Annotated in this window: 26 protein-coding genes; 3 read left to right on the forward strand and 23 right to left on the reverse strand. The window is 59.6% G+C overall.

Going from position 1 to position 24,362, the window contains the following annotated elements; translation table 11 throughout:
* Positions 1–7: 7 nt before the first annotated feature.
* The 3 genes from EKN83_RS22100 to fdhF form a co-directional block, all read right to left on the reverse strand.
* Positions 8–682: a tetratricopeptide repeat protein gene (locus EKN83_RS22100; protein WP_126801709.1), complete on the reverse strand. Its 675-nt coding sequence runs from the start codon at positions 680–682 to the stop codon at positions 8–10.
* A 121-nt stretch (positions 683–803) separates the two neighbouring features.
* A complete protein-coding gene (locus tag EKN83_RS22105; RefSeq protein WP_059386360.1) occupies positions 804–956 on the reverse strand; it encodes a Hok/Gef family protein in 153 nt (50 codons plus the stop codon).
* A 322-nt stretch (positions 957–1,278) separates the two neighbouring features.
* A complete protein-coding gene (gene fdhF, locus EKN83_RS22110) occupies positions 1,279–3,426 on the reverse strand; it encodes a formate dehydrogenase subunit alpha (RefSeq protein ID WP_082082930.1) in 2,148 nt (715 codons plus the stop codon).
* A gap of 256 nt (positions 3,427–3,682) precedes the next feature.
* On the opposite strand from fdhF, the gene EKN83_RS22115 reads away from it, so the two are divergent.
* Positions 3,683–4,414 carry a response regulator gene (locus EKN83_RS22115; protein ID WP_047957556.1) on the forward strand — a complete coding sequence of 244 codons (732 nt, stop codon included), beginning with the start codon at positions 3,683–3,685 and terminating at the stop codon, positions 4,412–4,414.
* Here the strand turns inward: EKN83_RS22115 and EKN83_RS22120 are convergent.
* The 6 genes from EKN83_RS22120 to EKN83_RS22145 form a co-directional block, all read right to left on the reverse strand.
* Positions 4,411–5,415, reverse strand: a complete 1,005-nt coding sequence (locus tag EKN83_RS22120) for a carbohydrate kinase family protein (protein WP_126801710.1) — start codon at positions 5,413–5,415, stop codon at positions 4,411–4,413. The two genes, EKN83_RS22115 and EKN83_RS22120, sit on opposite strands and share 4 nt — an antisense overlap.
* Positions 5,415–6,275 carry a ketose 1,6-bisphosphate aldolase gene (locus EKN83_RS22125; protein ID WP_126801721.1) on the reverse strand — a complete coding sequence of 287 codons (861 nt, stop codon included), beginning with the start codon at positions 6,273–6,275 and terminating at the stop codon, positions 5,415–5,417. The genes EKN83_RS22120 and EKN83_RS22125 overlap by 1 nt, the downstream gene beginning before the upstream one ends.
* Before the next feature lie 10 nt (positions 6,276–6,285).
* Positions 6,286–6,972: a D-lyxose/D-mannose family sugar isomerase gene (locus EKN83_RS22130; RefSeq protein ID WP_126801711.1), complete on the reverse strand. Its 687-nt coding sequence runs from the start codon at positions 6,970–6,972 to the stop codon at positions 6,286–6,288.
* A 114-nt stretch (positions 6,973–7,086) separates the two neighbouring features.
* Entirely contained in the window at positions 7,087–8,028 is a 942-nt protein-coding gene (locus EKN83_RS22135) for an ABC transporter substrate-binding protein (protein WP_025757875.1), read from the reverse strand.
* Positions 8,029–8,058: 30 nt separating this feature from the next.
* Positions 8,059–9,054, reverse strand: a complete 996-nt coding sequence (locus EKN83_RS22140) for an ABC transporter permease subunit (RefSeq protein WP_045285537.1) — start codon at positions 9,052–9,054, stop codon at positions 8,059–8,061.
* A complete protein-coding gene (locus EKN83_RS22145) occupies positions 9,051–10,571 on the reverse strand; it encodes a sugar ABC transporter ATP-binding protein (protein ID WP_025757878.1) in 1,521 nt (506 codons plus the stop codon). The genes EKN83_RS22140 and EKN83_RS22145 overlap by 4 nt, the downstream gene beginning before the upstream one ends.
* A gap of 211 nt (positions 10,572–10,782) precedes the next feature.
* Between EKN83_RS22145 and EKN83_RS22155 the strand changes: the two genes are divergently transcribed.
* Both EKN83_RS22155 and yjdP read left to right on the forward strand, forming a co-directional pair.
* Entirely contained in the window at positions 10,783–13,062 is a 2,280-nt protein-coding gene (locus EKN83_RS22155; RefSeq protein WP_025757879.1) for a hybrid sensor histidine kinase/response regulator, read from the forward strand.
* 69 nt (positions 13,063–13,131) lie between these two features.
* Entirely contained in the window at positions 13,132–13,455 is a 324-nt protein-coding gene (gene yjdP, locus EKN83_RS22160; protein WP_021242926.1) for a DDRRRQL repeat protein YjdP, read from the forward strand.
* An 82-nt stretch (positions 13,456–13,537) separates the two neighbouring features.
* Here yjdP and phnP read toward each other — a convergent pair whose 3' ends face one another.
* From phnP to phnC, 14 genes are all read right to left on the reverse strand, one after another.
* Complete coding sequence (gene phnP / locus EKN83_RS22165) at positions 13,538–14,296, reverse strand: phosphonate metabolism protein PhnP (protein WP_126801712.1); 759 nt, start codon at positions 14,294–14,296, stop codon at positions 13,538–13,540.
* Positions 14,297–14,305: 9 nt separating this feature from the next.
* Positions 14,306–14,740, reverse strand: coding sequence for an aminoalkylphosphonate N-acetyltransferase (gene phnO / locus EKN83_RS22170; RefSeq protein WP_126801713.1), 435 nt, complete (start codon positions 14,738–14,740; stop codon positions 14,306–14,308).
* The gene (phnN, locus tag EKN83_RS22175) at positions 14,733–15,284 is read right to left on the reverse strand and encodes a ribose 1,5-bisphosphokinase (protein ID WP_095441883.1); all 552 of its coding nucleotides are present in this window, start codon (positions 15,282–15,284) and stop codon (positions 14,733–14,735) included. Before phnN ends, phnO begins: the two co-directional genes overlap by 8 nt.
* On the reverse strand, positions 15,281–16,417 hold the full coding sequence (gene phnM / locus EKN83_RS22180) for an alpha-D-ribose 1-methylphosphonate 5-triphosphate diphosphatase (RefSeq protein WP_095450306.1): 1,137 nt from the start codon (positions 16,415–16,417) through the stop codon (positions 15,281–15,283). Before phnM ends, phnN begins: the two co-directional genes overlap by 4 nt.
* Positions 16,414–17,094 (reverse strand): phosphonate C-P lyase system protein PhnL, encoded by a 681-nt coding sequence (gene phnL / locus EKN83_RS22185; RefSeq protein ID WP_126801714.1) that lies wholly within the window; start codon positions 17,092–17,094, stop codon positions 16,414–16,416. The genes phnM and phnL overlap by 4 nt, the downstream gene beginning before the upstream one ends.
* Positions 17,095–17,130: 36 nt before the next feature.
* Positions 17,131–17,886: a phosphonate C-P lyase system protein PhnK gene (gene phnK, locus EKN83_RS22190; protein WP_045285530.1), complete on the reverse strand. Its 756-nt coding sequence runs from the start codon at positions 17,884–17,886 to the stop codon at positions 17,131–17,133.
* Positions 17,883–18,728, reverse strand: coding sequence for an alpha-D-ribose 1-methylphosphonate 5-phosphate C-P-lyase PhnJ (gene phnJ, locus EKN83_RS22195; RefSeq protein WP_045285529.1), 846 nt, complete (start codon positions 18,726–18,728; stop codon positions 17,883–17,885). The genes phnK and phnJ overlap by 4 nt, the downstream gene beginning before the upstream one ends.
* Complete coding sequence (locus EKN83_RS22200; RefSeq protein WP_025757891.1) at positions 18,721–19,785, reverse strand: carbon-phosphorus lyase complex subunit PhnI; 1,065 nt, start codon at positions 19,783–19,785, stop codon at positions 18,721–18,723. The genes phnJ and EKN83_RS22200 overlap by 8 nt, the downstream gene beginning before the upstream one ends.
* Positions 19,785–20,369, reverse strand: a complete 585-nt coding sequence (phnH, locus tag EKN83_RS22205; RefSeq protein WP_126801715.1) for a phosphonate C-P lyase system protein PhnH — start codon at positions 20,367–20,369, stop codon at positions 19,785–19,787. The genes EKN83_RS22200 and phnH overlap by 1 nt, the downstream gene beginning before the upstream one ends.
* Positions 20,366–20,818 (reverse strand): phosphonate C-P lyase system protein PhnG, encoded by a 453-nt coding sequence (gene phnG, locus EKN83_RS22210; RefSeq protein ID WP_126801716.1) that lies wholly within the window; start codon positions 20,816–20,818, stop codon positions 20,366–20,368. The genes phnH and phnG overlap by 4 nt, the downstream gene beginning before the upstream one ends.
* Positions 20,819–21,544, reverse strand: coding sequence for a phosphonate metabolism transcriptional regulator PhnF (phnF, locus tag EKN83_RS22215; protein WP_126801717.1), 726 nt, complete (start codon positions 21,542–21,544; stop codon positions 20,819–20,821).
* Positions 21,545–21,564: 20 nt separating this feature from the next.
* The gene (phnE, locus tag EKN83_RS22220) at positions 21,565–22,344 is read right to left on the reverse strand and encodes a phosphonate ABC transporter, permease protein PhnE (protein ID WP_008500063.1); all 780 of its coding nucleotides are present in this window, start codon (positions 22,342–22,344) and stop codon (positions 21,565–21,567) included.
* 115 nt (positions 22,345–22,459) lie between these two features.
* Positions 22,460–23,476, reverse strand: coding sequence for a phosphonate ABC transporter substrate-binding protein (gene phnD / locus EKN83_RS22225; protein ID WP_047957571.1), 1,017 nt, complete (start codon positions 23,474–23,476; stop codon positions 22,460–22,462).
* Positions 23,477–23,500: 24 nt separating this feature from the next.
* Positions 23,501–24,289 (reverse strand): phosphonate ABC transporter ATP-binding protein, encoded by a 789-nt coding sequence (gene phnC, locus EKN83_RS22230; protein ID WP_126801718.1) that lies wholly within the window; start codon positions 24,287–24,289, stop codon positions 23,501–23,503.
* Positions 24,290–24,362: the final 73 nt, after the last annotated feature.

The raw sequence follows: 24,362 nt of genomic DNA on the forward strand, positions 1-24,362 counted from the left end.
GGGGATTTTATTCCCCGCTCAACGCATCAAACTCTTCGCACCCCGTATCAAACCCTTCAGTACAGCTCAGGTTCAACCAGTACAGTGCTTTCTGTTTATTGGGTGTGATAAAGCCTTTCTCCCCCTGTCTGAACAACATCCCTGCCCAGTACTCGGCGTAGCCCGTACGCGAAAGGGCTGAACTCCGTTTGAACCACGAGGCGGCCTGCACGTCATCCTGTGCCACCTCTACGCCGTTGGCATAAATCAGACCCAGCAGCAGTTGCGCATCGACCGCCGAGTCGTTGTCGATATCTTCGGTGGCCGTCTGCAGCAGTTTGATGGCCTGGAGATAGTCCGTTTTACCTGCCTGAGTATTCACCAGAATGCGCGCCAGCATGATCGCGCCGCGTTTGCTGCCAGCAATGTTCGCCTGTTGGGCCAGGGCTTTGGCCTGCGCGTAATTACCCTGCGTAAAGAGGATTTGCGATAGCAACCCCATGGCGTCGACATCCCCGCCTTTCGCGGCTTTCTCGGCCCACAGCGCAGCCTGCTTGCTGTCGCCGGAGCTGAAGTACGTATCGGCAAGATAATACTGGGCGCGGGCATCGCCGGCTTCTGCCTGTTTCTGGTACTGGCTGCCTATCTCATCCGCGCGGGCGAAGGACGTTAAAAACACTAACAACAGAAAAATGGGTTTCATGGATGCTTATCATCTGGGTACACGCCGCGCAGTATAATCGCGGGCGCAAAAGAAAAGAATGGGTGCATTAAGACCTCAGCATTCTGCAAGCCGGGCGGAACCGTTGTTCCGCCCGTAGAGGTTAGCCTGCGTTGCAGGCTAATTTTGCCGCCACCTCCTGATGCTCACTCTTTATTGAAAACTCGCATAACTTACCGCGAGTAATAAAGGTAAAGATCACTATCGTCAGGCAAACAATAAAGACGATGCCTAACGCAGTTTTTAATGGCGTCATGCCTTTTACTCCTTGTCAAAAAAAGAATAAGAGGCTACTCTCAACCTGTAGGTAGTTGAGGGAGTAGCCTCGGGTAAATGAATATTTCCCGGGGCTTTCTACTTTCCGTCCCTCACTAATGCTCAAGACAGAAAGTCTTAAGCACCCGTCGCACATCTTATCTCTCTGAATTAAAATGCAAAGATGTAATTCTATTCGGCGTAAATTACATTATTTCTGCGAGCCGCTTTCCAGAGTAATAATCGATATTTTTAATGAGTTAAGTGGAAATAAAAAGGGAGCGAATATTTCACTCCCTTTATTCAACGTTCAATTAACGGCTTCAACCCATTGCGCTTTCGCGTAGTCGGGCTTTCAGCTTGTTATATTCGTCAATCACATACTGTTCAGCCGCGTGTTGATCCGCAATCGGCTCCACGCGAACGGCGCAGTATTTATACTCCGGCGTTTTGGTTATCGGGCTGAGGTTTTCCGTCACCAGCTCGTTACAGGCACCAATCCACCACTGGTAGGTCATGTAAACCGCCCCTTTGTTGGGTCGGTCGCTGACCTGTGCCCGGGTGATGATCCGCCCTTTGCGCGAGTTCACCCACACCAGCGCGTCGTCCTCGATACCAAGGCGTTCCGCGTCGGCGGTGTTGATTTGCGCATAACCCGGCTCATCCGCCAGCGCCGCCAGCGCGGCGCAGTTGCCGGTCATCGAACGGCAGGAGTAGTGGCCCACTTCACGCACGGTGGAGAGCACCATCGGATACTCATCGGTGAGTTTATCGATCGGTGCGACCCAGTCGCAGGTGAAGAACTGCGCCAGCCCGTTCGGGGTGTCGAATTTCTCTTTAAAGAGATACGACGTCCCCTGGTCGGAGGCTGACTCATCGCGGCATGGCCACTGGATGTACCCCAGCTCACCCATTTTTTCATAGGTCGCGCCGGTGAAATCCGGGCAGAGATGACGCAACTCGTCCCAGATCTCCTGGGTGTTGTTGTAGTGCATCGGGTAACCCATGCGGGTGGCGATTTCGCTGATAATCTGCCAGTCCGTTTTCAGATCCCACTTCGGTTCGACCGCTTTAAAGAAGCGCTGGAATCCGCGGTCTGCCGCCGTGTAGACGCCTTCATGCTCGCCCCAGGAGGTTGACGGTAAAATCACATCCGCCGCCGCCGCGGTTTTGGTCATAAAGATATCCTGGACAATCACCAGCTCCAGATCCTCAAACCCTTTGCGTACCGCAGAGAGCTCGGCATCGGTCTGGAGAGGATCTTCACCCATGATATAGGCCGCACGCACTTCGCCATGCGCCGCCCGGTGCGGCAGCTCGCTGATGCGGTATCCGGTGTGCTCAGGCAAACTTTCCACGCCCCAGGCCTTCGCGAATTTGGCGCGGTTTTCCGGGAATTTCACGTACTGATAGCCCGGATAGGTATCCGGCAGCGCCCCCATATCGCAGGCGCCCTGGACGTTATTCTGTCCACGTACCGGGTTCACGCCAACATGCGCTTTGCCAAGATTGCCAGTGAGCATGGCGAGGCTGGTCAGGGAACGCACGGTTTCCACACCCTGGTAGAACTGGGTCACGCCCATCCCCCACAGAATGGCGGCGGTTTTCGCCCCGGCATACATTCTTGCCGCCTGGCGGATTTCCTGCGCGCTGACGCCGGTTATCGCTTCGACCGATTCTGGCGTATAGCCTTCGACAATTTTCCGATACTCTTCAAAGCCTTCCGTACGGGTCGCAACAAACGCCTGGTCGTACAGATTCTCCTCAATAATGACGTGCCCCATGGCGTTTAACAGCGCAATGTTCGAGCCGTTTTTCAACGCAATGTGCATATCCGCGATGCGCGCGGTTTCAATTTTGCGCGGATCGCAGACGATAATTTTCGCCCCATTCTGCTTCGCGCGGATAACGTGGTTCGCGACGATAGGGTGAGAATCCGCCGGGTTATAGCCGAAAACAAACACCAGATCGGTGTTATCTATCTCATTGATCGCGTTACTCATTGCGCCGTTACCGACCGACTGGTGCAGACCTGCAACCGATGGGCCGTGTCAGACGCGAGCGCAGCAGTCGACGTTATTGGTACCAATAACGGCGCGCGCGAATTTTTGCATCACATAGTTAGTTTCATTCCCCGTTCCGCGTGAGGAGCCGGTGGTCTGAATCGCATCCGGACCATACTTGGCCTTGATGGCGCTCAGGCGGGTGGCAACGTAGTCCAGCGCCTCATTCCACGAGACGGCTTCCAGCTTGCCGCCGCGCTCGCGGCGGATCATGGGGGTTTTCAGGCGCGGGGTGAGGATTTGGGTATCGTTAATAAAATCCCAGCCGTAGTAACCTTTCAGGCAGAGCGTGCCCTGGTTGGTTTTCCCCTGTGCGGCCTCCGCCCGGACGATTTTGCCGTTATCGACCACCAGGTGGATCTTGCAACCTGAGGCACAATAAGGGCAAACCGTGACGACTTTTTTCATCAGTCTGCTCCAGTTAATCGAATCATTCGCACCCACTATGCAGCTTCTATGCCATGTTTTTAGTGTGGGTATTCTCAGACTTTACGGCCTGCTGCCGACGAAAACGCTGACCAGAAACAGCGAATCGTCAAAATTGACGTGTCGACAGGGCAGCGGATGTGACATGGGTTGAATTTCCGTCACTGAAAAAACCATTTGACTGGAGCCGACGGCAGAATAGTTCAGACTTAACATAATCCCCTGACGGAAGCATACGATGAAACCGGCGATTCTGGTGGTTGATGACGATACGGCAGTCTGTGAACTGCTTCAGGATGTGCTCAGCGAGCACGTCTTTAGCGTGCTGGTCTGCCATAACGGCCAGGATGCACTGCGCCAGGTGCAGCAGGAGCCGAATATCGCGCTTGTCCTGCTGGACATGATGTTGCCGGATATCAACGGCCTCCAGGTTCTGCTGCAGCTGCAAAAGCAGCGTCCGGCGCTGCCGGTTGTGATGTTAACCGGGCTGGGCAGTGAGTCAGATGTGGTGGTGGGGCTGGAGATGGGGGCCGATGATTATATTGGCAAACCGTTTAACCCGCGTGTGGTGGTCGCCAGGGTGAAAGCGGTGCTGCGCCGTACGGGCGTATTGGCGGCAGAACCCCCCGCGGCGCCCGTCGCGGGGATTACCTTTAATGGCTGGACGCTCGACACCACCCGCTGTGAGCTCAGCGATCCGCAGCGTAATACCGTGCCCTTAACCCAGGGCGAGTACGGCCTGCTGCTGGCCCTTACGCAAAATGCCCGTCGGGTGCTGAGCCGCGATCGACTGCTTGAGCTGACCCACAGCGAAAGTGCTGACGTGTTCGATCGCACGATCGACGTGTTGATCATGCGCCTGCGCCGGAAGATCGAGGTTAACCCGCACCAGCCCGCCCTGATCAAAACCATTCGTGGGTTGGGTTACGTGTTTGCCAGCGATGTGTCCCATAGCGAGAAAGCAGCCTAACGATGCTCTTTGATAAACAGCTGCAGCTCGGCCAGCGTTTTCGCACCGTCAATGGCGTTCGCGGCCAGCAGGCTGGCCCGCGCGCAGGCATGCGCCAGATAAATACTCTCCGTCAGCGGCAGCGATTCATGGCAGCCATATAAAAAGCCCGCGCAAAAGGCATCGCCCGCGCCGACGCTGCCGATAATTTCTTCCTGTTCCAGCATCCAGGAGGGGATCCAGCGTCCTTTTTCACCCGGCGCTTCTCCCCATGCGCCTTCCGGGCAGTGGATGACCACCCGCTGGCGAACGCCCGCCGCCAGCAGCTGCACGGCGGCTTCGGCGATATGGGCAATATGCGGGGCGTCGTTTTCGTCACGCATTGTCAGGCCGCTAAACTCGCCGGCTTCCAGTTCGTTAATCACCAGATAATCCAGATGGCGCAGGGCAGGGAGCACCAGCGGCTGATAGCGCGGGTCGCCCTTGCGGGAGACCAGGTCAAGCGAGGTTTCATACCCCTGGTCGCGCATTTGTGCCAGCAGCCGCGCGCTGCGGGTGCCAAAGTCGTCATCCGGCATATCCAGGCTGTCGAGCAGCAAAAGATAGCCGAGATGGAAAATTTTCATCGATCCGTCAAGACGGTCGAAGGCAGGCAGATCCAGCAGGCGGTTGGCTCCCGGGGAGTGGAAAAAGGTGCGTTGTCCGCTGGGATCGGTCATCACCTGCGACATGGAGGTCGGGGCAAAGGTGGTGCGCTGAACGCGCTGGCGGTTGACGTGATACTGGTCGAGCATCGCCAGAATGTAGTCTCCGTCGCTGTCTTCGCCAATCAGGCCCACCGCCTGCAGCGGCAGGCCAACGTGCATTTTTGCCAGCGTCAGCAGGACGTTCAGCGGTGCACCGCCGGTGGAACGCTCGCTGTGGGTGATTTCCGCCAGCCAGCCGCGCTCCGGCCATTGCACGATCTGGTGGACGTGGTCCACCAGCATATTGCCTGCGGCGATGATGCCCTTACGTTCCATTATGCCTGCCCCGCGCTGCCGAAGATGCGCATCTGTTCGGCGACCGTATCGGTAATCGCCTCTTCTATACTCAGCAGCAGCTCGGCAAACTCATCGTACAGCGGCTGACGGTTGGCCATGCGCTGATCCACGGCGGCGAGCGCGGCCTGCGACATGCCGGTGTAAAAATTGATTTTATGAATACCCAACTCGATGGCGCGGCGAAAATCGGCATCGCTAATGCCGGAGCCGCCGTGCAGCACCAGCGGCAGCCCCGTCTGCTGGCGAATGGCGTCCAGGCGCGGGAAATCGAGTTTCGGCTCGCCCCGGTATTTGCCGTGCGCGTTGCCAATAGCGACTGCCAGTGCGTCAATGCCGGTTGAATCGACAAATTCCCGTGCCCGCTGTGGGTCGGTAAAGCAGGCTTCATCCGCATGCCCGTAAAGCGCGCCGCCTTCATCGCCACCCACTGCGCCAAGCTCAGCCTCCACCGAGACGCCCACCGCATGGCACATCTTCACCACTTCCCGCGTCTGGCGGATGTTTTCCTCGTAGCTCAGGGTTGAGCCATCGAACATCACGGAGCTGAACCCTAAGCGCAGGGCGCGCACGACGGCGTCAAAATGCAGGCCATGGTCGAGATTGAGCACCACGGGAATATCATGGCGAGCGGCCTCGAACTTAACCGCTTCGACAAGCGAATCCAGCGACACGTACTTAAAGTGCACTTCGGCGATGTTGATGATAAAAGGCGAGCGTTCCTGCTTTGCGGCGGCGAACAGCGCGCGCAGGAAGTGGGAGTCGAGCACGTTAAACGCGCCCAGCGCATAGTGGTGCTGTCTGGCGTGGGCAAGACCATCGGCAAGCGAAATCAGTGGCATCATTTACCCCTTATATCCGAAACAGGTTGTACTCGTTGCACAGCACCAGCACCGCCGGTTCGTCTTCTTCAATATTGTTATAGCGGGCAACGGGTTGTAAAAAGTGGTTGTCGTGTTCATCGTCATTGACCGATGACACTTCCCCGACCAGCACGTCGCCGAAGCCGCGTTCGCCCCAGAAACTGTGGTAAAGACCGGGTGTCAGGCAGATGCTCTCCCCTGGGGTGAGGCGCAACTGGCTGCCGGGCGCGTGGGTCTGGCGGCAACCGTCGACGGTGACCGTCACGTCGGTGTTTTCCGTCTCTTCATGCGCGCCGGCGTTCCACAATTCCACGATCAGATTGCCGCCGCCCCGGTTGATGATGTCTTCGCGTTTACGCCAGTGAAAGTGCATCGGCGTGACCTGACCGTCGCGCACGTGCATGATTTTTTCGGCATAGCTTTTTTCATAGGGCATGCCGTTCGGTGAGCCGTTGCGCAGGGTAAACAGCGTGAGCCCCTGTGCGGCAAAGTTGTTGCCACCGAACGCCGTCACGTCCCAGCCGAGCTTAAGATCAAACACTTCCCGCCAGGCGTCCCGATCGAGCTGTTGCCATTTCGTGGGCGGAAAGCTGGCAAACGGTGGGAGGTGTACGTCGTGCATGGAGAAGAACTGTCGCGTGTGGCCGAGGATTTCATTGATGTCGGAGCGTTTCATGGGGACTCCTTCGATTATGTGCAAAACGTACCCCTCACCCCAGCCCTCTCCCCAAAGGGGAGAGGGTGTAATCGTTCCCTCTCCCCTCCGGGGAGAGGGTTAGGGTGAGGGGGGTTATTTAACCGTCCATCCCTTATACGAGCCGACGTTCTTTTTATCGATCATCGTCACCGGGATCAGCACAGGCGCTTTCGGCGCAGGTTTGCCCTGTAGTATGTCATAGCCGATCTCCACCGCTTTTGCCGCCATCACCTGCGGATCTTGCGCCGGGGTCGCGACAAACAGGGAGTTTTCCCGCTTCAGGGCTTCTTCACCGTCCGGGCTGCCATCCACGCCGACGATAAAGAACTCGTTGCGCTGCGCCTGTTTTGCCGCCAGATCGGCACCGATCGCGGTGGGATCGTTAATAGCGAAGACGCCGTCGATCTTCGGATTCGCCGCGAGCAGGGAGGTCATGACTTCCAGGCCGCCTTCGCGACTGCCTTTGGCGTTCTGGTTATCCGAGAGCACCTTGATATCCGGATGCTTTTTGAACTCTGTCTGGCAACCTTCCACGCGGTTTTGCACCGCAGAGACCGGTGGCCCGTTGATGATCACCACGTTGCCTTTGCCGTTCAGGCGGTCAGTAATGTACTTACAGGCCATTTCGCCCGCCTGGGTGTTATCGGAGGTGATCGTCGCATCGGCCCCTTCCGCTGCGACGTCAACCGCAACGACCACGATCCCGGCGTCTTTCGCGCGTTTCACCGCCGGGCCGATCCCTTTGGAATCCGCGGCGTTAAGGATGATCATGTCCACTTTGGCGGCAATAAAGTTGTCGATTTGCGCCACCTGCTGGCCCAGATCGTACCCGCTGGAGACCAGCGTGACTTTGACGTTATCGCCCGCCAGCTTGCGCGCTTCCAGCTCGGCACCTTTGGTGATCTGCACGAAGAACGGGTTAGCCAGGTCGCCCACCGTCACGCCGATGGATTTCAGATCTTTCGCCTGCGCAAACGGCGTTGCGGCAAGCAGCGCGCCAGCACAGAGCGCGGTCACTAACGGTTTCAAACGCATCTTGTCTTCCTCACACGTAGGGTATTGTTGTTATGCACTTTGATGGTGTCGGGTACGGTATTTGTCGATCAGCACCGCAATGATGATCACCGCCCCTTTGATCACCAGTTGCCAGAAATAGGAGACGCCCATCAGCGTCATGCCGTTGTTGAGCGTGGCGATGATCAATGCACCGACCAGCGTGCCGGTGATCGTGCCGATCCCACCGACGAAGCTGGTCCCGCCGAGGATCACGGCGGCAATGGCATCCAGCTCGTAGCCCATGCCCAGGTTGCCGTTGGCGCTATAGAGGCGCGACGCACTCATTACGCCGCCTAATCCGGAGAGCAGGCCGCTCATGCCATACACGAACAGCAGCACCAGCCAGACCTTAATGCCCGTTAAGCGCGCCGCCTGCATGTTGCCGCCCACGGCATAGATGTGAACGCCGAGCGTGGTGCGGCGCAGGATAAACCAGCACACCACAATCACCGCCAGGGCGATCACCACCAGCCACGGCACGGGGCCGAGATAGTTATTACCTATCCACTCAAAGTTGATGTTTGAGTTAATGACGGTCGTGCCGTCGGCCAGCAGATACGCCGCCCCGCGCAGTGCCGTATAGGTGCCAAGCGTGACGATAAACGGCGGTAGCCCGGCAAAGGCCACCAGCGCGCCGTTGAACAGGCCCAGCACCATGCCAAGCAGCAGCGCGGCGGGAATAGACAGCCCGGCGAATTCCGGGATCAGCGACACCACCATCGCGGCCACCGCCGTGGTGCCCAGAATCGAGCCCACGGAGAGGTCAATCCCGCCGGTTAAAATAATGAAGGTCATGCCTGCCGCCAGCACGATGTTGATCGACGCCTGACGGGTAATGTTGAGCAGGTTGCTTTCCGTGAAGAAGTTGGGCGCGATTACGCCAAATACCGCGACGATCAGGATGAGAATCGGTAAGATGCCGACCGTTTGCATCAGATCGCTCATCAGCAATTTTTTGGCGGAGGCCGATTTCGCCACCTGCTGCGGATGGGTAGGAGTTGTCATAGTGATACCGCCTGATGATGAGTGTCGTTCACGCCGGTTGCCAGCGTCATGATGTTTTCCTGAGAGATGTCGTGCCCGTGGAGCTCACCCGCAATGCTGCCTTCGCGCATCACGTACACCCGATCGCTCATCCCCACCACTTCCGGCAGCTCGCTGGAGATCATCAAAATGGCCACGCCCTTGCGCGCCATCTGGTTCATGATGCGGTAGATCTCACTTTTTGCACCGACATCCACGCCGCGCGTCGGTTCGTCCAGAATCAAAATACGCGGGCCAATGGCCACCCAGCGGGAGATGAGCAGTTTTTGCTGATTACCGCCCGACAGCCCACCGGCGCGCACCTGAGAATGGGGCACGCGGATGTTCAGCAGGGCAATGGCATCATCGGAGATGGACTGCGCTTTCTTGCGGTTAAGCATGCCGAAGGTGGCATCGCGCTCCAGCGTCGCCATGGTGATGTTCTCCTGCGCCGCCAGCTCCAGAAACAGCCCCTGCTCCTTGCGGTTCTCGGTAAGAAAACCGATGCCGTTTTCGATGGCTGCGCGTGGGGAGTGGATCACCACCGGCTCGCCGTCGACCTCAATCATGCCCCCCGTGGCTTTACGCACGCCGAAGATCAGCTGCGCCAGCTCCGAGCGTCCGGCACCGACAAGCCCCGCCAGCCCGACAATTTCCCCGGAACGCACCTGCAGGCTACAGGGCTGGACTTTTTTACCGTCAGTGAGGTGGTGCACGTTGAGACGCGGGCTGCCGAGCGGGATATCACGCTCTTTGTTGAACAGATCGCTTAACGGGCGGCCTACCATCATCTTCACCAGCTCGGAGGCGTTCAGCTTGTCGCGCGTCAGGCTGCCGACGTACTGCCCGTCGCGCAGCACGCTGACGCGGTCAGAGAGCTCATACACTTCCGCCATGCGATGACTGATATAGATGATCGCCATTCCTTCATCGCGTAGACGCAAAATCAGTTCAAACAGGCGATGGGTTTCGCGCGAGGAGAGGGCCGCGGTGGGTTCATCCATCACCAGAATGCGGCTGTTGCGGTGCAGCGCGCGGGCGATTTCCACCTGCTGCTGCTCGGCGATGGTCAGCTTCATCACCCGATCGGTGGCGCTGAACTGGGCGCCCAGACGATCGATGACCGCCTGGGCCTGGGCGGCCATCTCTTTGCGCTGGACCATCCCGCCGCGCGACAGCTCGCTGCCAAGGAAGATATTCTCGGCGACGGTCAGATTCGGCGCGAGCTGCATCTCCTGATAAATCAGGGTAATACCGGCGGCCAGCGCATCTTTCGGCCCTTTAATGTGAAACGGCTGACCGTCGATCAGGATCTCACCGCCGGTGGCGGTATACGCCCCGGCGAGGATTTTCATCAACGTGCTTTTTCCCGCGCCGTTTTCACCCATCAGCGCGTGGATCTCACCGGGAAAGACCGTCAAATCCACACCCTTGAGCGCGTGAAAATTGCCAAACGTTTTGGCAATGCGGCGCATCTCCAGTACCGGGGTTCTGCTCATGGCGGATCTCCTGTGAATGTTGATATCTGCACTTCATCACAGGTGCGTAAATGCAAAATGTCAGAAGCTGTTCATATTTGTCATAGTTATGAATATTTTTACCCTCACCCCAGCCCTCTCCCTGAAAGGGAGAGGGAGCAGATCATCCCCTCTCCCCTTTGGGGAGAGGGCTAGGGTGAGGGGACATCAAACCGCAGAGGAGTTCAAACCCATGCCATCGCGCCCCCCGTTTTTTGCCAGCGCCCGCGGTCGTCTGCTGATTTTCAATCTGCTGGTGGTCGCCGTGACGCTGATGGTGAGTGGCGTGGCGGTGCTCGGTTTCCGGCATGCCAGCCAGATTCAGGAGCAGGTGCAGCAGCAAACGCTGGATGACATGACCGGCAGCATGAACCTCGCCCGTGATACCGCCAGCGTGGCGACGGCGGCGGTACGGCTCTCGCAGGTGGTGGGGGCGCTGGAATATAAAGGCGAAGCCGAGCGGCTGAAGCAGACGCAAATGGCGCTGCGCCGCTCGCTGGAGCAGCTGGCCGAGGCCCCTTTAGCGCAGCAAGAGCCGGGGCTGGTGGCGCGTATTATTCAACGAAGCAATGAATTACAGCAGAGCGTGACGGGCATGCTCGAGCGCGGACAGCGACGCCATCTGCAGCGCAACGCGCTCCTCAGTTCGCTTTATCAAAGCCAGAGCTATTTACGCCACCTGCAGGACATTAACCGGCGGTTTGGCAGCAACGTACCGGATGCGCAGCAGCTCGCGGAAATGGACAGGCTGATTATCGCCGCCATCGACACCCCCTCGCCGCGCGCCACGATACAGCAGTTGGACGCCGTCACCGCGACCCTGCCGCGACGCGCAACGCAGCCTGTCGTGAACGTTGTGCTGCCCGATTTCAACGACGAGCTGCGCAGGCTCGCCCCGCTGTCGACGCAGCTGGAAGAGAGCGATCTGGCGATCAACTGGTATATGTTTCACATCAAGGCGCTGGTGGCGATCCTCAACAGCGACATCAATCAGTATGTAGAACAGGTCGCGCAGGCCTCCCGGCTTCGCACGGCCCAGAGCCATCATGAACTGCAATCCATCAGCGTGTTTATTAGCATCTTCGCCGTGCTGGCGTTGATCATCACCGGGTGCGCCTGCTGGTATATCTACCGCAATCTGGCCTCCAACCTGACGGCGATTTCCCGGGCGATGTCGCGTCTGGCTCACGGCGAACAGGATGTCTCCGTCCCCGCCCTGCAGCGGCGCGATGAGCTGGGAGAGCTGGCGCGTGCGTTCAACGTTTTTGCCCGCAACACCGCCTCGCTTGAGCACACCACGCGTCTGCTGAAAGAGAAAACTACCCAGATGGAGATCGACCGCATTGAGCGTCAGGGGCTGGAGGAGGCGCTGCTGCACAGCCAGAAAATGAAAGCCGTCGGACAGCTGACGGGCGGGCTGGCGCATGATTTTAACAACCTGCTGGCGGTGATCATCGGCAGCCTTGAACTCACCGATCCTGATGCAAAAGACGCGCCGCGCATCACCCGGGCGCTGAAGGCGGCCGAGCGTGGTGCCCTGCTGACGCAGCGCCTGCTGGCGTTCTCCCGTAAGCAATCCCTGACGCCACATGCGGTTGAGATGCGCCCGCTGCTGGAGAACCTCAAAGAGCTGATGCGCCACTCTTTGCCTGCCACCCTGACCCTGGAGATTGAAGCGCAATCCCCGGCGTGGCCCGCCTGGATAGACGTCAGCCAGCTGGAAAACGCCATCATCAACCTGGTGATGAACGCCCGCGATGCGATGGAAGGGCAAAGCGGGGTGATTAAAATCCGCACCTGGAATCAGCGCGTCACCCGCAGCGACGGACGCAGGCAGGATATGGTGGCGCTGGAGGTCATTGACCGCGGCTGCGGTATGTCGCAGGAGGTGAAATCCCGGGTGTTTGAACCGTTCTTCACCACCAAACAGACCGGGAGCGGAAGCGGGCTAGGCCTGTCGATGGTCTACGGTTTTGTGCGTCAGTCCGGCGGTCGCGTGGAGATCGAAAGCGCACCGGGGCAGGGGACGACCGTGCGGCTTCACCTTCCGCGCTCGACGCTGCCCGTGGTACCTGAAGATGAAACCCTCTCTGCCACCGCCTCCATCGATAACGAGCGGCTGGTGCTGGTGCTGGAAGATGAGGCCGATGTGCGCCAGACCCTGTGCGAACAGCTGCATCAGCTGGGCTATCTGACGCTGGAAGCAGACAACGGCGAGCAGGCGCTGAGCATGCTGGCGGCGTCAGAGGATATTGGCATGTTTATCAGCGACCTGATGTTGCCCGGAAACCTGAGCGGGGCCGAGGTGATTAACCATGTGCGCAGCCACTATCCGCAGCTTCCGGTGCTGCTGATCAGCGGGCAGGATTTACGGCCCACGCATAATCCTCAGCTTCCTGACGTTCAGCTACTGCGTAAGCCGTTTACCCAGGCGCAGCTGGCGCAGGCGCTGCGGAAGGTGATGGTAATTTGAGATTCCTCCGCTACCGCCACACCCTGCTGTTCATTACCGTAAGGCCAGTTCACCTGCGAGTCTGGCCTTATGAAACGTTACTCTACCGCTCTGTTATTTGGTCTGCTGTCACTCACCAGCCAACTGGCGCACGCCGATATCGTTGATGATGCTATTGGCAACATTCAACAGGCAATCAACGACGCCTATAACCCCAGCAGCAGCCGCAGCAACGATGATGACGATCGTTATGACGATAACCGTCGCATGGATAGCCGTCAGTATGACGACCGACGTCGGCAGCTTGAAGACAGACGCCGCCGTTTAGACGAGCGTCAGCGCCAGCTGGATGACGACAGACGCCGTCTGGAAGAGGATGAGCGCAGGTTAGAAGACGACTACGATCGAGGCTAAAGCCTGGTGGCGCTTCGCTTACGCAGGCCTACAAAACCCTGGCGCGCAGGCCGGGTAAGGCGCAGCCGCCACCCGGCAAAACTCAGTCGAGTACCAACACCATCCCGTCATACCCCGCTTCTATGCCCTGCGGCAGCGGGTTATTCATCATCCACACGTCAAACTGATGGCTGATATGCGTCAGGATCACCTGCGGGCAGCCAATCACTTCGTTTAACGCAATCACCGTATTTAAGTCGCAATGGTTTCGCGGCGTTTCGTCGCGTGGTTCGTGGCTGCAGTCGATAATCATCGTCTGCGGCTGATTGTTAAGCAGGAACTTCACCGTTTTTTCCTGCAGCCCGGCGGTGTCGGACAGCCAGGCCACGCGGCTGTGGGCCGATTCCAGCAGATAGCCAAAGGTTAGTTTCGAATGGTTGAGCGGCAGCGGCGTGACCCGCAGGCCCTGAAGTTCAAACATCACAAACGGCTCAACCGTGTGGCTGAAGTCCAGAATCCCCGGGTGTTTAAACAGATCGTCACATCCGGCTTCATCTGGCGGACCGTAAACCGGGATCGTCGCGCCAACGCCCCAGCGCAGCGGAAATAACCCCTGAACATGATCCATATGGTAATGGGTCAGCAAAAACTGCTGAAAGCTGCCTGCCGGCCAGTCATCCATTAGGTGCGGAATACCGGCATCCAGCAGGGTGACGGCATCGTTGAATTTGACCACCGCGCTGCACGGGCGACGGCGATAGTTGTCCTGCAGGCGTGCCCGGCGACATGCCGCGCAGTCGCAGCCAAAGACCGGCACGAGTTGCGCGCTTCCGGTTCCTGTTAACGTGATAGTCAGACTCATAACGCACCTCTACAGCACTTTGGTGAATCGAAAATGGCTCTGCGTATACCCTTCACGAACATAAAAACGGTGCGCGTCGGTGCGCTTCACGCTGGTGGAGAGTTCAGTCAACTCTGCGCCAGCCTGCCGTGCCATCTCTTCAGCCCAGGCGAGCAGCTGACTGCCCACCTTCAGCCCGCGCGCCTGCGGCATGACGACCAGCTCCTGGATCTCGCCGATCCAGCGGGCGTGATGGAGGTGAAACTGCATGTGCAGACCGATCATGCCGATGACCTGACCGTCCATTTCGGCAAGCTGGTAGCGCATGTTGTGATCCTGCAGATTGGCAAGATAGCCCGCGTGAAACGCCTGGTGATCAAACTCGGCCTGTTTCAGTTCGCAGATTAACGCGTAGACGATTTGCGCATCGTCGGCGGTGGCGGGGCGAAGCGTACAGTCAGGCATGCTGTCTCTCCTTCTGACGGATAAGCGATAAAAAGGTATCGACTGACTGTAGCAAACTTCCGTCGTTGTTGAGGATATGACAGTCCGATGGGGTATAGCGCGCCGCACGCGCCAGACGCTGCGCGATCTCTTTTTCGCTTTCGCGTCCACGGCTTTGCAGCCGGCTGCGCAGCACCTCCGGTGAAACCTGCAGACAGACCGGCAGCAGGGCCGAGGCGTAGCGTGCGCGGGCCTGAGCCAGGTGGGCACGGGAGCCGTTGACCAGCACGTCGAACCCCGCATGCAGCCACAGGTCGATCTCTATGCCGATCCCGTAGTAGTAGCCGTTGGCGTGCCAGCTCAGCGCCAGCAGATTTTGCCCGGCGCGGGTGAAAAACTCCTGTTCGCTCAGGGCGATATGATTTTCACTTCCGGCGTTGGCCGCGCGGGTAATGTAGCGGTGCGCCACCAGCAGCTGCGGGTGTTCCCGCTGCCGCAGGGCGGACAGCAGGCTGTCCTTACCGGAGCCGGACGGCCCCATTAACCAGATAAGTCTTCCCATCAGAACACCCTTTTTCCCTGACGCCAGACGTGGTCGATATGGATGTGCTCGCCCTTGCGGTGGGCCAGCACCAGATCCGCGCGTTTACCCTCGGCGATCTCGCCGCGATCCTGAAGACCGAGCGCGCTGGCCGGGTTTTTCGTCACCAGGCGAATCGCCTGCGGCAGCGTAAAGCCGTTGCCCTCGTCGTCTGCCACCCGGAATGCCGCATCCAGCAGGCTGGCGGGGTAATAGTCGGACGAGAGGATATCCAGCAGGCCAAGTGCGGCGAGCTTGCTTGCCGCGACGTTGCCGGAATGCGAGCCGCCGCGCACGATATTTGGCGCGCCCATCAGGACGTTCATGCCGTGTTTACGGGAGGCTTCAGCTGCGGCGAACGTAGTCGGAAATTCGGCGATTACGCTGCCCAGTTGGTGGGACTCGAGCACATGGTCGGGCGTGGCGTCGTCATGGCTGGCCAGCGCGATGTTGCGCTCCTGGCACATTGCCGCAATGGAGAGACGGTTCGGCTGTGACCAGCGCGCCGCAAGCGCCAGCTGCTCTTCTTCGTAGCGGGCCATCTCCACGTCGTTGAGCGAATATTTGCCCTGATAGTATTCGCGATACTTCTCAATATTGGCGAACTGGCGCTGCCCCGGCGAGTGATCCATCAGGGAAACCAGCGATACCGGCTCGCGGTCGACCAGCTTTTCAAACAGCGGCAGGGTCGTGTGGTGCGGCAGTTCGCAGCGCAGATGCAGGCGATGCTCGGCGCGGTTGAGGCCGCGTTTTTGCGTCTCTTCCACGGCATTGATCATCTTCTCCAGGTTTTCCAGGCGATCGCCGCCGTCGCGGACGTCGCCAATCGCCACCGCGTCCAGCACGGTGGTAATGCCGCTGGCGACCATCAGCGCGTCGTGGCTGCTCATGGCCGAATGCGCGGGCCAGTCCACCTTCGGACGCGGGGTGAAAAATTTGTCCAGATTATCGGTATGCAGCTCAATCAGCCCCGGCAGCAGCCAGCCGCCTTCACCATCCATCGCCTCGGGTGAGCGGCTCTGGGTTTCGGCAAACGCGCGGATGACGCCATCCTGCACCTCAATCGAGCCACCAACGACTTCATTTTCCAGCACCAGCCTGACGTTATTGATAATCATGCGTTTGTCCCCATCGGGTGCAGTCTGTCGGCAACGCGGGTGCGGACGCTTTCGTCGTGGAAGATCCCGACGATCGCCGCCCCGCGGGTTTTAGCCTGCTCGATCAGCTCGACGACGGCCGCGCAGTTTTTAGCGTCGAGCGAGGCAGTGGGTTCATCCAGAAGCAATATCGGGTAGTCGACGATAAAGCCGCGGGCAATGTTGACGCGCTGTTGCTCACCGCCGGAAAAGGTCGACGGGGCAAGGTGCCACAGGCGCTCGGGCACATTGAGGCGCGTCAGCAGGCTGGTCGCTTTGGCAGCACAGGTTTCACGCGGTACGCCGAGATCCAGCAGCGGCTGCATGACCACGTCCAGGGCGGAGATCCGCGGGATCACCCGAAGGAACTGGCTCACCCAGCCGATCGTCGAGCGGCGCACCTCCAGCACCTGCCGCGCGGGGGCCTGCACCAGGTCGATCCATTCATCATTGTGGCGAACATGGATATGGCCTTCGTCGGGTAGATAGTTGGCATACAGGGAGCGCAGCAGGGTGGATTTTCCGCTGCCGGAATGGCCGTGCAGCACCACGCATTCGCCGCTGCTGACCTCTAACGAGGCGTTTTGCAGCACCGGCAGGCGCACGCCGTTTTGCTGGTGGAGCACAAAGGTCTTACTTACGTTTTGTACGTGGATCATGTTGGCCTCGTGGCGTTTTCTTGCCGGGTGGCGTCCTCAATTCTGCAATACGGACGACACCAGCAGCTGGGTGTACGGATGGTGAGGATCGTCGAGCACGCGGTCGGTTAACCCACTTTCCACCACCTGGCCCTGCTTCATCACCAGCAGACGGTCCGCCAGCAGGCGTGCCACGCCTAAATCATGGGTGACAATGACCACCGCCAGGTTCAGCTCTACCACCAGACCGCGCAGCAGATCGAGCAGGCGCGCCTGCACGGAGACGTCCAGCCCGCCGGTGGGCTCGTCCATAAACACCAGCTTCGGGTGGGTGACCAGGTTGCGGGCGATCTGCAGACGCTGCTGCATGCCGCCGGAGAAGGTGCCGGGCAGGTCATCGATGCGCGAGGCGGGGATTTCAACGTCCTCCAGCCAGCGCTGTGCCGTGGCGCGAATGTTGCCGTAGTGGCGCGCGCCGGTGGCCATCAGCCGTTCGCCGATGTTGCCCCCTGCCGAGACCTGACGGCGCAGGCCGTCCATCGGATGCTGATGCACCACCCCCCACTCGGTGCGCAGCAGGCGGCGGCGTTCGGCCTCGCTCATGCCGTACAGCGACGTGCCTTCATACAAAATGTCGCCGTGTTGCGGCGCCAGGCGCGCGGAGATGGATTTCAGCAGCGTCGTTTTGCCGGAGCCGGATTCGCCGACAATCCCCAGCACTTCGCCCGGCCAGAGGTCGAACGACACGTCGCTGAAGCCTTTACCCGGCGCATACAGGTGGGTCAGGTTGTTAACCGAAAGCAGCGGTTTCATTGGCTTTTCGCCTCGCTCTGTTGGCGGCAGTAATCGGTGTCGGAGCAGACAAACATCCGTTTGCCTGTGTCATCGAGCACCACTTCATCCAGATAGCTGTGTTTCGAGCCGCAGATGGCACACGGCTCGTCCCACTCCTGCACCGTGAACGGGTGGTCGTCGAAATCGAGGCTCTCCACCCGGGTGTAAGGCGGGACGGCGTAGATGCGTTTTTCACGCCCGGCGCCGAACAGCTGCAGGGCGGGCATCATGTCCATCTTCGGGTTGTCGAACTTCGGGATCGGCGACGGGTCCATGACGTAACGCCCGTTGACCTTCACCGGGTAGGCGTAGGTGGTGGCGATATGGCCGAAGCGGGCGATATCTTCGTACAGCTTCACCTGCATCACGCCGTACTCTTCCAGGGCGTGCATGGTGCGGGTTTCCGTTTCGCGCGGCTCGATAAAGCGCAGCGGCTCCGGGATGGGTACCTGGAAAATCAAAATCTGATCTTCGGTGAGCGGGGTTTCCGGAATGCGGTGACGGGTCTGGATCAGCGTCGCGTCTTCGGTTTTTTCGGTGGTCGCGACGCCCGTTACCCGCTGAAAGAAGTTGCGGATCGACACGGCGTTGGTGGTGTCGTCTGCGCCCTGGTCGATCACTTTCAGCACGTCTGCTTCGCCGATCACGCTGGCGGTAAGCTGGATACCGCCGGTGCCCCAGCCGTAAGGCATTGGCATTTCGCGACCGCCGAACGGCACCTGATAGCCCGGAATGGCGACCGCTTTGAGGATGGCGCGGCGGATCATGCGTTTGGTTTGCTCATCCAGATAGGCAAAGTTGTAGCCGCTTAAGTTAGCCATGTTTGCGCTCCCGTTGCAGGCGTTTCAGCAGTTCCAGTTCGGCCTGGAAATCGACGTAGTGCGGCAGCTTGAGGTGTGAGACGAAGCCAGCGGCCTCAACGTTATCGGCATGGGCCAGCACAAACTCTTCGTCCTGCGCCGGGCCTGCAATCTGCTCGCCGTAGTCCGGCGCCTGCAGGGCGCGGTCAACCAGCGCCATTGCCATGGCTTTACGCTCGCCGAGGCCAAACACCAGCCCGTAGCCGCGGGTAAAATGCGGGTCTTCATTTTCAGGCGCGACAAAACCGTTCACCATTTCACACTCGGTCATCAGCAGTTCGCCGACGTTCACCGCAAAACCCAGCTCTTCCGGCACGATTTCAACGTCGATATAACCGCTGCGAATCTCAGCCGCAAACGGGTGGTTGCGCCCGTAACCGCGCTGGGTGGAGTAGGCCAGCGCCAGCAGATAGCCTTCGTCGCCGCGCATCAGCTGCTGCAGGCGGGACGATCTGGAGCACGGGTAAACCGGCGGCGTGCGGGTGATGTCATCCGGCTGAGCGCCTGAGTCTTCCTCCGCCTTCGCCAGGCCTTGTTTCGCCAGCAGGCTGAAGACGTGCGGAGACGGTTCTTGTTCGGCGTCAGAGGTGCTGAGCGGCGGCACATCGCCGTTCGCCAGCAGGGTAAAATCCAGCAGGCGATGGGTGTAGTCATAGGTAGGACCCAGCCTCTGACCGCCGGGAATGTCTTTGTACACCGCTGAAATGCGGCGCTCCAGGCGCATCTCCGCCGTGTTGATGGGTTCACTTACCGCCAGCTTCGCGAGCGTAGTGCGGTAAGCACGCAGCAGGAAGATGGCCTCGACGTTGTCACCGCTGGCCTGCTTTAGCGCCAGCGCCGCCAGTTCGCGGTCGGCGATGCCGCCTTCGGTCATCACCCGGTCAACGGCGAGGTTAAGCTGCTGCTCAATCTGGGCGACGCTTAGCTCGGGAAGCTGTTCATCGCCCCGTCGTCTGTGCGCCTGTAGCGCATGGGCGGCGGCGATGGCCTTTTCGCCCCCTTTGACGGCCACGTACATCAGCACACCTCCACATGGGTGGTCCGCGGGATCGCCAGCAGGCGCTCGCCGCAGGTCAGAATCAGATCAATACCCAGCGGGAACGGGTGCGGACGCTCGGTCAGCTCATGAATGATGCACTCCGGCAGCTGCGGCGCGACCATGCGTTCTTCCGCGATGCCTGCGCCGGTCAGGCGCAGCATGCGCCCGCCGCTCAGGCTGGAGACCTGCAAGATCAGGGTGGCGCTGGTCTCCGGGGCTACCGCGCTGCCTTCACTCAGGTCATTGAGCTGTTCGTGGCTGATTTGCTCGTCGGCCACGGCAAAGACCGCCAGGCGCGGCTGTTCAACCAGCGGGGCGCTGGTGTGAAAACGCAGGTTCTGGCTGGCGATGTCGTTGGACAGGACGCCTGAGAGCCACACCGGGGTATCGTTGTCGGCAAGCGTCAGCAGCACGCTGGTGGTCGCCAGGTTTAACGGCAGCCAGCCCTGAGAGAGCTGATGCAGCGAGACGATCACACCCGGCTCGCTCATGGCTTTCAGCAGGCGACGAAAACTGTGTTGGGCATCCTGGACGGCCAGGGTAAAAGCAGGTTGAAGCGTCATGCGTTGTCTCCGCGAACGAGCGTAAAGAAGTCGACCCGGCTGGTATTCACTTCGGCCTGACGCGCGGCAATGCGTGCGGCGCGGTCAGCCTCCAGCGGGGCAATAAGGGTTTCCATCAGGGTCTGGAAATGCGGTTGTTCCTGTAAAAGCGCATCGATCACCGCGCAGCGCTCGGCGTGCGCTTTTTCACGCCCGAGCACGTAGCTGTACCCCAGCGTGCCGCTGTTCAGGCGGATTGCGGCGCGGGTGAGAGTGGCATCCCCGGCGAAGAAGCGCTCGCCGGTACCGCCCATCCGCGCCTGGATCTGAACGAGGCCGATCTCCGGGGCGCGGAGGATGTCGTATTCAGGCGCCAGGCTAAGGGCGTGCATGCGGGCAGCCAGCGCGGTGGGCTGACTGTGGGCAAGTACGCGCATCCAGCGCTGTCGGGTGGCAGTGTCGAAGTGCATTCAGTGCTCCATGGTGAATTCGATCATGTCGGCGCGGGTCAGGCTGACGGAGTATTCCGTTGCGTTGATCTCACCGTCGCGATGGTTGAGGGTGCGCACGCAGAGCAGCGGGGCCATATTGGGGATCTCCAGCACCTTGCTCTCTTTCGCCTGCGCCCGACGGGCGCTGATGCGCGTCTGGGTGCGTTTCAGCGCGATGCCTGTCGCTTCCTGCAGAAAGTCATGCAGTGAGCCGCTGGTGAAATGTTGCAGCACTGGCCAGAGGGCGAGGTCCGCGAAGTAGTGATCTATCTGGCAGACCGCGACGCCGTTAACCCGGCGCAAGGTGCGCAGGTGGATAACGTTATCGCCCTCCTGAATCCCCAGCGCGTCCGCCACGTGGCTGGAGGCCGGACGCAATACCGAGAGCAGTTTTTCACTGGTCGGGTGGCTGCCCTGGTCCAGCAGGTTCTGGCTAAAGCGCGCCTGGGCATTTAGCGGGTAGTCGAACGGGCGCATCAGCACCAGCACGCCGACGCCCTGACGGCGCTGGACCCAGCCGCGCTCAACCAGTTGATCAATGGCGCGGCGCAGGGTGTGGCGGTTCACTTCATAGCGGTCGGCAAGCTGCTGTTCCGCAGGCAGATAGTCTCCGCAGCGGTAGTGCGTGCGCAGCTCCACTTCGAGCTTTGCCGCAATCTCTTGCCAGCGGGTGGGGTAACTGGTCGGATGTCTGGATAAGTGCATAAAAAACAACGCCTCGCTTCTCAGATAAAGTGCTTACGCAAACGTTGAGAGAGGAAATCCAGCAGGCTGACGGTGACGATGATAAGCACCATCAGGGCGCATGTTTGCTGGAACTGGAAACCGCGAATCGCTTCCCACAGGGTGACGCCAATCCCGCCTGCGCCGACCATGCCGACGACGGTGGCGGAGCGGACGTTGGACTCAAACCGGTACAGTGAGTAGGAGATCAACAGCGGCATCACCTGCGGCAGGACGCCGTAGAGGATCTCTTCGATTTTGTTGGCACCGGTCGCGCGGATACCTTCCACCGGACCAGGCTCGATGGCTTCGACCGCCTCAGAAAGCAGCTTGGAGAGCACGCCGGTGGTGTGGATGAACAGCGCCATCACGCCCGCGAACGGCCCCAGACCGACGGCGACCACGAACAGCATCGCGAAGACCATCTCGTTGATGGCGCGACAGGCGTCCATTAGGCGACGCATGGGCTGGTAGACCCACCACGGCACGATGTTCTCGGCGCTCATCAGGCCAAAGGGAATGGAAAGAATGACGGCCAGGGCGGTGCCCCAGACGGCAATTTGCAGGGTGACCGCCATTTCGCTGAGGTAGTCCTGCCACTGGCTGAAGTCCGGCGGGAAGAAATCGGCGGCGAAGGTCGCCATATTGCCCGCGTCTTTGAAGAGCAGCAGCGGGTCCATTTCCGCGCCCTTCCAGGAGATAACCAGCACCGCCAGCAGGATGGCCCAGCTTATCAGTGAGAACCAGCTGCGCTTCGGCGGCGGGAGGGTGATGGTTTGCATGTGTTACTCCGTAGCTGTGTGTTCCCCTCACCCCAGCCCTCTCCCCATAGGGGAGAGGGTGTTCAAGTTCCCTCTCCCCTACGGGGAGAGGGTTAGGGTGAGGGGTAGAAAGGCATTACTGCACCGCTTTATTCACGCTGGTCATCGCGCCGAGCGCGGCGGTCAGGCGGTCCAGGTCTTCCAGCTGGGCCTGAATCGCGGCCACTTTGCTGGTCTTCTCCTCGTCCTTCAGCCCCTTGTTATCCTTCACGCCCTGCATCTCTTTAAACAGCGCCAGCTGGCGAATCGGGACCAGCTGCAGGTCGCTGGACGGGCGGAACGGTGCCCAGCCCAGACGCGTCAGAACCGCTTTCTCTTCCGGCGTTTTGCCGTAGGTCATGAAGAAGTCGTACACCTTGTCCTTGGTGCTTTCAGACAGGTTTTTACGCCAGACAATCGGGTCACCGGGGATGAGCGGTGATTTCCAGATAACCTTGATCTCTTTCAGCTTGTCCGGTGCTGAGGTCTTCAGTTTGTCGAGGTTCTCGGTGTTGTTGGTCGCGACATCCACCTGCTTGTTGGCCACGGCCAGGGCGTTGGTTTCATGGCTGGCGTTTACCGTGCGTTTGAAGTCGCTGGCGGAGGCGTTGTTTTTGGCGAAGACGTAGTAGCCAGGGACAAGGTAGCCGGAGGTGGAGTTGGGATCGCCATTGCCAAAGGTCAGCTCTTTGCGTTTGGCAAGCATGTCGTTAAGGTTATTGATTGGGCTGTCTTTGTTCACGATCAGCACGCTCCAGTAGCCCGGGGAGCCATCTGCCGCGACGGTCTGGGCAAAGACCTGACCGTTGGCGCGATCCACCGCTTCCATGGCGGAGAGGTTGCCGTACCAGGCGATGTCCACTTTGTTAAAGCGCATCCCCTGGATGATGCCCGCGTAGTCCGGGGCGAAGAAGGCGTTCACTTTGATCCCCAGTTTGGTTTCCATATCTTTCAGGAACGGTTCCCACTGAGGTTTCAGGTTCTGCTGTGATTCCGTCGAAATAATGCCGAAGTTCAGCTCTTTTTCCTGCTCCTGTGCATACGCTGGGCTTAACAGGGTGCTGATGCTGAACATGCTGGTAAAGGCCAGCGCGGCAACGGCTTTGTAGCTCATGTACTTTCCTCGGATCGGGTTTAATTAAGCAGCCTGCGCGTTCTCTTCGACGCGGTTCACGCTGCGGTAGAGATGGTCAAAACGGTCGTTATCAAACTGATGACTCGCGCCATCAAAGAACACGTGTCCCTGACGCAGGGCGACGATGCGTTGGCAGTAGCGCAGGGCGTAATCCACCTGATGCAGCGTGACCACCACGGTGATGCCGTCGTTCTGGTTAATGTCGTACAGGGTCTCCATCACGATGCGGGCGGACTCCGGGTCCAGCGAGGCGATGGGTTCGTCAGCGAGAATGATGTGCGCTTTCTGCATCAGGGCGCGGGCGATGGCGACGCGCTGCTGTTGTCCACCGGACAGGGTGGAGACGCGCTGGTGGGCGAAATGCGCCATGCCGACGCGGGTCAGCGCCTGTAAGGCTTCCTGCTTCTGGGACGGAGAGAACCAGCGCAGACAGGTGCGCCAGAACGGGGTGCTGCCGAGCGCGCCAGTCAGCACGTTCTCCAGCACCGTCAGGCGGTTCACCAGATTGAACTGCTGGAAGATGTAGCCGGTCCGGGCGCGGCTCTTGCGGATATCGCTCGCCAGACGCCCGGCGCGCTGTACGGTATTACCCAGCAGCTCGACGTGGCTTTCCGGCGTGTTATCGCCGGTAATAAGCCCGCTCAAATGGCGCAGAAGGGTGGATTTACCTGAACCGGATGGTCCCAGCAGCGCCACCATCTCGCCCTGCCGGACGGTGAGATCAACGGCGTGCAGAGCCTTGTTGTGATTGAAGGTCTTGCTCAGTTTCTCGACGTGGATGACGGTTTGCATGTGCTGGGCCTCACGATAAATGTGGCCTCATGCTGGCGCATCAATGTGACATTTGGGTTAAGTGCAGGTTGCG

Source organism: Enterobacter sp. WCHEn090032 (assembly GCF_003986875.1).
GTDB classification, from domain to species: domain Bacteria; phylum Pseudomonadota; class Gammaproteobacteria; order Enterobacterales; family Enterobacteriaceae; genus Enterobacter; species Enterobacter sichuanensis.